At 63.4% G+C, this 6,621-nt stretch carries 8 protein-coding genes; 2 read left to right on the forward strand and 6 right to left on the reverse strand.

Annotation, left to right across the window (positions count from 1 at the left end; all coding sequences use genetic code 11):
* Positions 1 to 6: 6 nt before the first annotated feature.
* Entirely contained in the window at positions 7 to 657 is a 651-nt protein-coding gene (locus tag ACFUTU_RS13020) for a homing endonuclease associated repeat-containing protein (protein WP_377964855.1), read from the reverse strand.
* A 360-nt stretch (positions 658 to 1,017) separates the two neighbouring features.
* On the opposite strand from ACFUTU_RS13020, the gene ACFUTU_RS13025 reads away from it, so the two are divergent.
* Entirely contained in the window at positions 1,018 to 1,803 is a 786-nt protein-coding gene (locus tag ACFUTU_RS13025) for a hypothetical protein (protein WP_377964857.1), read from the forward strand.
* 55 nt (positions 1,804 to 1,858) lie between these two features.
* Here ACFUTU_RS13025 and ACFUTU_RS13030 read toward each other — a convergent pair whose 3' ends face one another.
* The 3 genes from ACFUTU_RS13030 to ACFUTU_RS13040 form a co-directional block, all read right to left on the reverse strand.
* The gene (locus tag ACFUTU_RS13030; protein WP_377964859.1) at positions 1,859 to 2,296 is read right to left on the reverse strand and encodes a hypothetical protein; all 438 of its coding nucleotides are present in this window, start codon (positions 2,294 to 2,296) and stop codon (positions 1,859 to 1,861) included.
* Between the two features lie 1,142 nt (positions 2,297 to 3,438).
* A complete protein-coding gene (locus ACFUTU_RS13035; RefSeq protein WP_377964861.1) occupies positions 3,439 to 4,023 on the reverse strand; it encodes a hypothetical protein in 585 nt (194 codons plus the stop codon).
* Positions 4,024 to 4,143: 120 nt separating this feature from the next.
* Complete coding sequence (locus ACFUTU_RS13040; RefSeq protein WP_377964863.1) at positions 4,144 to 4,299, reverse strand: hypothetical protein; 156 nt, start codon at positions 4,297 to 4,299, stop codon at positions 4,144 to 4,146.
* A 167-nt stretch (positions 4,300 to 4,466) separates the two neighbouring features.
* Here ACFUTU_RS13040 and ACFUTU_RS13045 point away from each other — a divergent pair, with 167 nt between their 5' ends.
* On the forward strand, positions 4,467 to 4,649 hold the full coding sequence (locus tag ACFUTU_RS13045; protein ID WP_377964865.1) for a hypothetical protein: 183 nt from the start codon (positions 4,467 to 4,469) through the stop codon (positions 4,647 to 4,649).
* A gap of 46 nt (positions 4,650 to 4,695) precedes the next feature.
* Here the strand turns inward: ACFUTU_RS13045 and ACFUTU_RS13050 are convergent, their stop codons facing one another.
* Together ACFUTU_RS13050 and ACFUTU_RS13055 are read right to left on the reverse strand one after the other, a co-directional pair.
* Entirely contained in the window at positions 4,696 to 6,000 is a 1,305-nt protein-coding gene (locus tag ACFUTU_RS13050) for a Y-family DNA polymerase (RefSeq protein ID WP_377964867.1), read from the reverse strand.
* A gap of 15 nt (positions 6,001 to 6,015) precedes the next feature.
* Positions 6,016 to 6,471: a LexA family protein gene (locus ACFUTU_RS13055; RefSeq protein WP_377964869.1), complete on the reverse strand. Its 456-nt coding sequence runs from the start codon at positions 6,469 to 6,471 to the stop codon at positions 6,016 to 6,018.
* Positions 6,472 to 6,621 lie beyond the last annotated feature (150 nt).

Below are 6,621 nucleotides of genomic sequence, written 5' to 3' on the forward strand. Positions count from 1 at the left end.
GCCGGCTCAGCCCACGGCGAACTGTGTGGCCCGAGACCAGCTGCCCATCCGGAACCGGATGGTGGCCGCCGGCGGGACATGGGTCCGGCAGATGCCGTCGGTGCCGCCAGTGCGCCAGGCCTCGTAGGCGAGCACAGTGATGGAGCCGGTCTTGATCCAGCACTCGCGCAGGGCGTCGAGGATCATCTCCTCGGTCCACTTCGTGGTCGCGCCTTGGAAGTGCAGCGGCTGCTCGGTGGTGTTCAGGCCCGCTCTCTCCAGGGCTGCGTTCCAGGAGCCGAACCGGCGCTCCAGCAGCGGTGCGGACGGCTCGTCGTCGTGCCTGCGGCGGATGTAGTCGTTGCGCGGGAGGCTGTCCCGGTCCGCGGCGCAGCGCAGGAGCGCGTCGACCATCTGCTGCTCGGTGTAGGTAGGGACAGGCCCTTGGAAGGATTGAACCGGCTCTGCAGGGTCGAATGCCGTGCAGGCGTAGCCGTTTCCGGCCAGCGCGTGGGAAATTGTGTGCTCCGAGATCCAGTGATCGTCGGTGTGCGGTTCCGGGTTTTCGCACTGCACGCCGCCGCTCTCGTAGTGCTGGCACAGCAGGTGCTCCTGCACCTGCGGGTCTGCGATCTGGCAGCGCGGCATCAGGCCTGTCGGCACAGTCGTCCGGGTCATTGACAGTCCCCTCTTTCAGGTCGGCGTCGTCCGGGCACGGCATGCCGTCCCGCTCCGGCTCACCAGGGACCGGGTGACGCGCTCGGGACGCGTCGGGCACCCGTCCGGATCAACTCCGTTGATCCCTCCCAGCCCAGCTGCCCCTGGCGATACCAGGCATCGCCAGGGCCTGGCGCAGACCTTCTGTCAGCCGTCTTTTGTGTCGCTCTTCGCGCATCATACGATAGGTCATTCGATTGATCTATCGGATAAGATGTACTGGAAGACCAGTCGGATGTGGGCTCTGTGCCATCCGGCGCAGACACCGACCCGACAGGAGAGGCCATGGCGATGAAGACCGCGATGACGAGGAAGGCGGTATTGTCCGCCGCTACACTGGCGGTGCTGGGCAGCCTGCTCGCCGGCTGCTCCGGCGGCTCAGAGACGGCAGAGCCGTCGCCGGGCCCGAGCACCAGCGCGGCGAAAGTGACCAGCGCAGATCTGGGCAAGGCGCTGGACCGGCTCGTGTTCCAGGGCACCGGGGCCAAGAGCGCCGACGGTGGCGCGTGCCTGGTCCGCGCCGTGCAGGACAAGAAGCTTTCGGACGCCGCGCAGGCGTACATCGTCAGCAAAGGCAGCGACGACATCGCCGCGGTGGCCGATGGTCTGCGCGAGGTCAGCGCGATGGACGCCGCGATCATGCTCTCCCCCGAGCTGCGCGACAAGTTCGACGCCTGCGTCGACTCGGTGATCCCGCCGACCCTAGGGGCGGCGAAAGACGGTAAGGATCAGGTCTACACGCCGTCGAAGCAGGGGCAGGAACTCCCCCAGGCCCGGCAGCCGGATCTCACGCCGAAGTTCCCGGTGCCGCAGGGCACGAGCATCAACTCCTCGACGCAGCTGACTGCAGGACTGGTCTCGATGTTCTCCTCCTACGCGCTGAACGAGGACCAGAAGAAGACCTACACGGCGTCGGGCGAGTGCCTGGCGGGCGTCGTCTTCCAGGCCGGGTTCTCGCAGGAGACGCTGCGCTTTCTCGCCGGCGGTGCTCCTATCGGGGCGGGCTCGATCTCGGACTTCCTTCCGAAGGAGGAGGACAAGAAGCTCTGGAAGTCGAAGGACCTCACTTCGGCACTCGTGGACTGCACGGCCAGCGCCAAGGTCTGAGGCACATCCATCGCAGGTTTTCGTCCTGCGCCGATTGGCGTCCGATACGTCGGCACTAGAGCCGTTTTGGCTGCGCCTTGCCGAGGTGCGCGCGCACCACGGCAATGTCCCTCGTCGGGTCGCGCAGGATCCGCTTCGATTTGACGACGAACTCGGACTTCTCGATCACGATGAGCTTCAATCCATGTTTGGGGATAAGAAGGCGCTTGCCTTCGTCGTAGAGGCGACGCTGCTCGCCGCGACCGACACCAGAGACGGTCTGCCGCCGATCAAAGAACGGCGACGGCTTCGAATGCTGCTCCTCCTGGAACTCGACGACGAGCTTGAGATCGGACCAAAAGCCGTCCACGGGTAGCTTGGTGCCGAGGGGCCGCAGCGGGGACGGGTCGCCGCGGAGCCAATCGAACGTCGCTTGGCGGAAGCTGCTCATACCGAGGACGCCATCGCACAGGTCAAGCACGTAGTGCTCATCGGACGCAGTGCGGTCGACCATGGCGTGATTCTTGCAGACTTCAGCCGAGAGGCCCATGCTTCATCGGTTCAAGAACGTCGTTTGGCCGCTCTGGGAGCTGAGGATCTCGGAACCAGGTTGTTTCGGTCAGTGCCGGCGACGGCCTGATACGGCTCGCTGCCAGTAAGCCTCATCCGCGCTCGTCAGTATCTCGTAGATCTGCTCGACCACAAACTTTCCCAAGTATGGGCGTTCCTCGGCGCTCAAAGTTCCCAGAGACACCAGTGCGGCCGCCAACAGTGCGTCGTCCTCAATCGAAGGCTCGACCCATTCCCGTACGCCATCGCCGGCAAGGTCCTCCCAGACATACGGCGAGGTTGCGATGGCCTCCCTGACCGCGGCGAGTCGTACTCTTACGTCTCCGCTGCGGGACCGCGTGTAGAGGCGGATCTGATATTCATCGGAGGCCGGGGGCGCAAGAGGTGCCCCGCCGGCCAACGGATGATGAGCAGCCATGACCTGGTAGCGGGCCCGGACAGGATGTCGGTCATGGAGGTCCTGTCGTATTTCCCTGATGCGGTGCCCGGGGCGCAATGTTGCGATTCCAGGGATGCGGTTGTCCCGCCTATTCGCGTTGTGTGGTGCCATGATCTGTCCCGACAAGCGGCCAATAGGTGCCCCCTCCCTCATGATAGGCCCGGTTCGGACGGAGGCTGAAGGCACCGAATCGAGGCGGCTGGGGATACCAGATCGAGCTTGATCGTCCCTGCGGTTTTCCACATACGCCAAGACTCTCTTACTGGCAGCTGGCAACTGATGCTGCACTGGAGGCATGCTCAGCTACGAAGACATCATTCTGCTCGGCGAGGAACGGGTCCTGGTCATCCAGGAACACGAAGAGGGACGTTGCTGGTGTGGCCAGACCTGGTAATGACCAACCTTGACCGGCACTGTCTTGATCGTATGTCTGGTGCTTCCTGATGCCGGACTGCTTGCTTCAGACCGGACCAGGACCTTCTGGGAAGCGGCCACCTGAGCATGGCGGAATCCAGCAGCCCCCAGGCGGCCGCGCGTCACCCTCGCTCACAAGAACACGCAGGCCCCCGCCCATTGGGCGGGGGCCATTCTTGTGTAAGAGCCGACGTCGCGGCGGCGGTCTCACGGTTATCTTGTCGCGACGAGCATCAGAACGGTGCGGGGTGTTCTCCGCGGGCAGCTGTCCGCAGAGCATTCTCGAAACGAACGTTGACGGGGTCAGTGGCGTCGAACCAGGTCACAGCCTCGAGCTCTTCGACGTTCTTCGCGAAGAGGTGCTGCCAGTTGGCCCCCAGCACCTCGGCGTCCGCCGGATTCGCGTAGCCGATGGCGTCGCCCTTGATGGGAACCGGTTCACTGCCGAAAAAGTCCAGTGTCGACCAGAGCCGGTGCCGGCCGTTCTGCAGCGGTTCGAACCAGGGATCCATGCCCACGGGCTCGTCCACGCTGAACCACTTCCGGACGATGTTCTTCTCAGTGTTACTCAGTTCTTCGGCGTCAATCCGGACCAGGCTGTGTCCGCTGTTATCTTCGTCGGGCTCCCACTGGCCGGCAGCCAGTGCCTGCGAGACCTGGGTGACCGCCTGTGCAACCAGATTCCAGCGCTGCTCGTCGCGGTCCGGCCAGCGCCGCCGCCCGTCGTCGACGTCAGGGTCGATGGGTACGAATTGGCGCAGCTGCGCAGCTTCGGCGCGCCACCAGAAGCTGGGTTCGGAAATGTAGATGTAAGTCATGGTCCCCCTTGTGCTGTGCTGGCACCGACGGGGTTTCGCCGCCGGTGGTCTTCAAGCTTCGCACGCACCTCAGACACTGCAGATCTACGCCACGGTCACCGGGAGGGTATGCCGGGTCGGTCAGACATCCCGGTCGGGCACGCGGATGTTGATCGCCCGGGATCCTTCCGGGATTTTCTCTTTTGCCGCGGCCAGGGTTGTGTCGTAGTCGGGGCCGGTGGCGCTGACCCGGGTCATTGCGCCCTGGGCATCTTCAACGGTCAGTTCAACTTCCATAGCTTTGAGCATAAGGCCGGGGTCCGGCACAATTGGCCATGTTGATAGCCGAATCTCACACCGAGATTTCCCTGCCCATACTCCGGGTGATCTCGTAGGACACTTTCACGCGTCGGGCTTAGGCTGGGAGCTGAGGCGGGCAAAAAGCATCAGCAGGGGGTTCACGCATGCGACTCACAACCCACATCAGGAAGGCCGAGGATGGGCGGTTGTCCTTGACCGTAAGTGAATTTCCAGAACTGGAAGTCGACGCCAGAAACGTCGAAGAGATCCCTGAAGTCGTGCAGCAAGCCGCCTCCAAGCTCACAGGCCGCAAAGAGGAAGAGTTTGACGTGGACGTTCGATTCTAGTCGCGTCATTCTCCTTGCCTGGTTCCGGGCAAAGCCAGGACTTCATCTAGGCCACAGCGACCGGCAGCTCGTCCCAGTGGGTCGTGCAGCGCTTCGAGAGCATGGCGCGCTTCATTTCCCATGCCGGCGGGCTCTTCATGCCGCCCAGGCCCACACCGACCGCCTGCGGGCCGAGCTTTCTGGTGATGTCGTCAAGCACCTTCCCTACTCCCCGGTCTTCGAATTCGGATTGGAATGCAGGTAAGAATTGAACGCCGTCGGCCGCGCGCAGCCCCGTAAGCACTACTCCTGCACGGGCGTAGCGGATCCCAGGCGCAGGGAAAAGTTCAGCCAGGATTGCGCTGCAGGCTTTGGTGAGCGTGATCGGGTCATCCGTCGGCACAGGCAACGGAACAGCCCGGTGGGCTGTATGCGGGACCGTTCCTTCGTCGGCCCAGCCGGTCGAGACCCATACGGAGAGCGCGCCGGCGACAGAACCCTGGGCCCGCAACCGTGCCGAGACCCGCTGGGCATAGATTGAGAGCACCTGGTGCATCTCGTCAGAGTCGGTGATCTTGCGGGAGAAGCTCCTGGAGTAGATGAGCTGGTCTTTGGCGGCACGCGGCTGAGTCTCCAGCTCGATGCATTTCTGCCCCCGCAGCTCGAGGATTGTTCTCTCCATGACGACGGAGAAACGCTTACGGAGCCATTTGGCATCAGCGTCGCGGAGTTCTCTGGCTGTATGGATGCCGAGCGCAGCCAGGCGCTTGCCGTTACGCCCGGCGACGCCCCAGAGGTCAGTCACATGGAGGGAGTCAAGGATCCGGTCAAGCTGCTCCTCCGGAAACCGCCGGAGATCGAGCACTCCATTGAACGCGGGGTTCTTCTTGATGCCGAGAGCGGCGACCTTGGCGAGGGTCTTCGTGGGAGCGATCGCCACACGAACGGGTATGCCGGTCAGCTGGAGGACAGACCGGCGGATCTCCTGGCCCAGCTGTCCGAGCTCGTCAGGAGTCCCCCGGAGTTTCAGCCAGCTTTCGTCAATCGAGTAGACCTCCTGCCATGCACTGAAGCGACTCAGGATGGTGGCAACCCGTGCGCTCAGCGAGCCATACAGCTCATAGTTCGATGACCTTGCTTCGACACCTTTGGCTTGGCACCAGCCACGGATCTTGAACCATGGCTTGCCCATGATGTCGGGGTCCAATGCCTTCACCAACGGGCACGCGGCGACCACACAGCCGTCGTTGTTCGACAAGACAAGGGTCGGCCGGTCGCGCAGCGTTGGGTCGAAGACCCGCTCGGCGTTGGCGTAAAAGGAGACGCAGTCTACGAGTGCAATTTGATCGGGCGCTGGAGCAGGAACAGTCATTGGCACGGCCGGAGACTATCGGCGGGGTCTGACACCACGCCTGACTTTCGGAGCATGCAGGATCCAGGTGACTACACCCCAGACCGACATCTCCGTGTGTTCCTGGAGAACGATGTCTGCGTAGTCGAGGTTCTCTGCCAGGAGAACAGTGCGCCCCTGGATGACGTCCAGCCGCTTGACGGTGTATTCGCCATCGACGACAGCGATCACGATCTTGCCCGGAATGGGATCGATCCCCCGGTCCACGAGCAGCAGGTCACCGTCGTTGATTCCAGCTCCGGTCATGGAATGGCCGGCTGCGCGCCATATGAACGTGCAGGCCGGGTCGCGGACCATGTGTTGAATAAGATCGAGGTCCCCGGCCCAGTATCCCTCGGCCGGGCTGGGGAAGCCGCAGGCAACCGCTTCCGGTGCGAACGGAAGTATCAGTGGCTCGTTGAGAGCCAAGGGTTCTGGCTGCGAGGCCTGCATGTCCACTTCCTTTTCGAACATATGTTCGATAGCTCATCGTATGCCCGGGCGGGAGCGACACGCAACGCGGAGCAAATGCCGGGCAGGCTGGACAGGCCTGGGAGCCGGGACGGCAGGCAGGAAGAAGGCCCCGGTGCGCTTCATGCGCTG

Origin of the sequence: Arthrobacter sp. NPDC057388 (assembly GCF_042668165.1) — a bacterium.
In the GTDB taxonomy this organism is placed as follows: Bacteria; Actinomycetota; Actinomycetes; order Actinomycetales; family Micrococcaceae; genus Arthrobacter.

Bases quoted from the DNA above. Each gene is read 5' to 3' on its own strand.
- ACFUTU_RS13020 (WP_377964855.1), bottom strand. From the start codon at position 657: ATGACCCGGACGACTGTGCCGACAGGCCTGATGCCGCGCTGCCAGATC.
- ACFUTU_RS13030 (WP_377964859.1), bottom strand. From the start codon at position 2,296: ATGGTCGACCGCACTGCGTCCGATGAGCACTACGTGCTTGACCTGTGC.
- ACFUTU_RS13035 (WP_377964861.1), bottom strand. From the start codon at position 4,023: ATGACTTACATCTACATTTCCGAACCCAGCTTCTGGTGGCGCGCCGAA.
- ACFUTU_RS13040 (WP_377964863.1), bottom strand. From the start codon at position 4,299: ATGGAAGTTGAACTGACCGTTGAAGATGCCCAGGGCGCAATGACCCGG.
- ACFUTU_RS13045 (WP_377964865.1), top strand. From the start codon at position 4,467: ATGCGACTCACAACCCACATCAGGAAGGCCGAGGATGGGCGGTTGTCC.
- ACFUTU_RS13050 (WP_377964867.1), bottom strand. From the start codon at position 6,000: ATGACTGTTCCTGCTCCAGCGCCCGATCAAATTGCACTCGTAGACTGC.
- ACFUTU_RS13055 (WP_377964869.1), bottom strand. From the start codon at position 6,471: ATGCAGGCCTCGCAGCCAGAACCCTTGGCTCTCAACGAGCCACTGATA.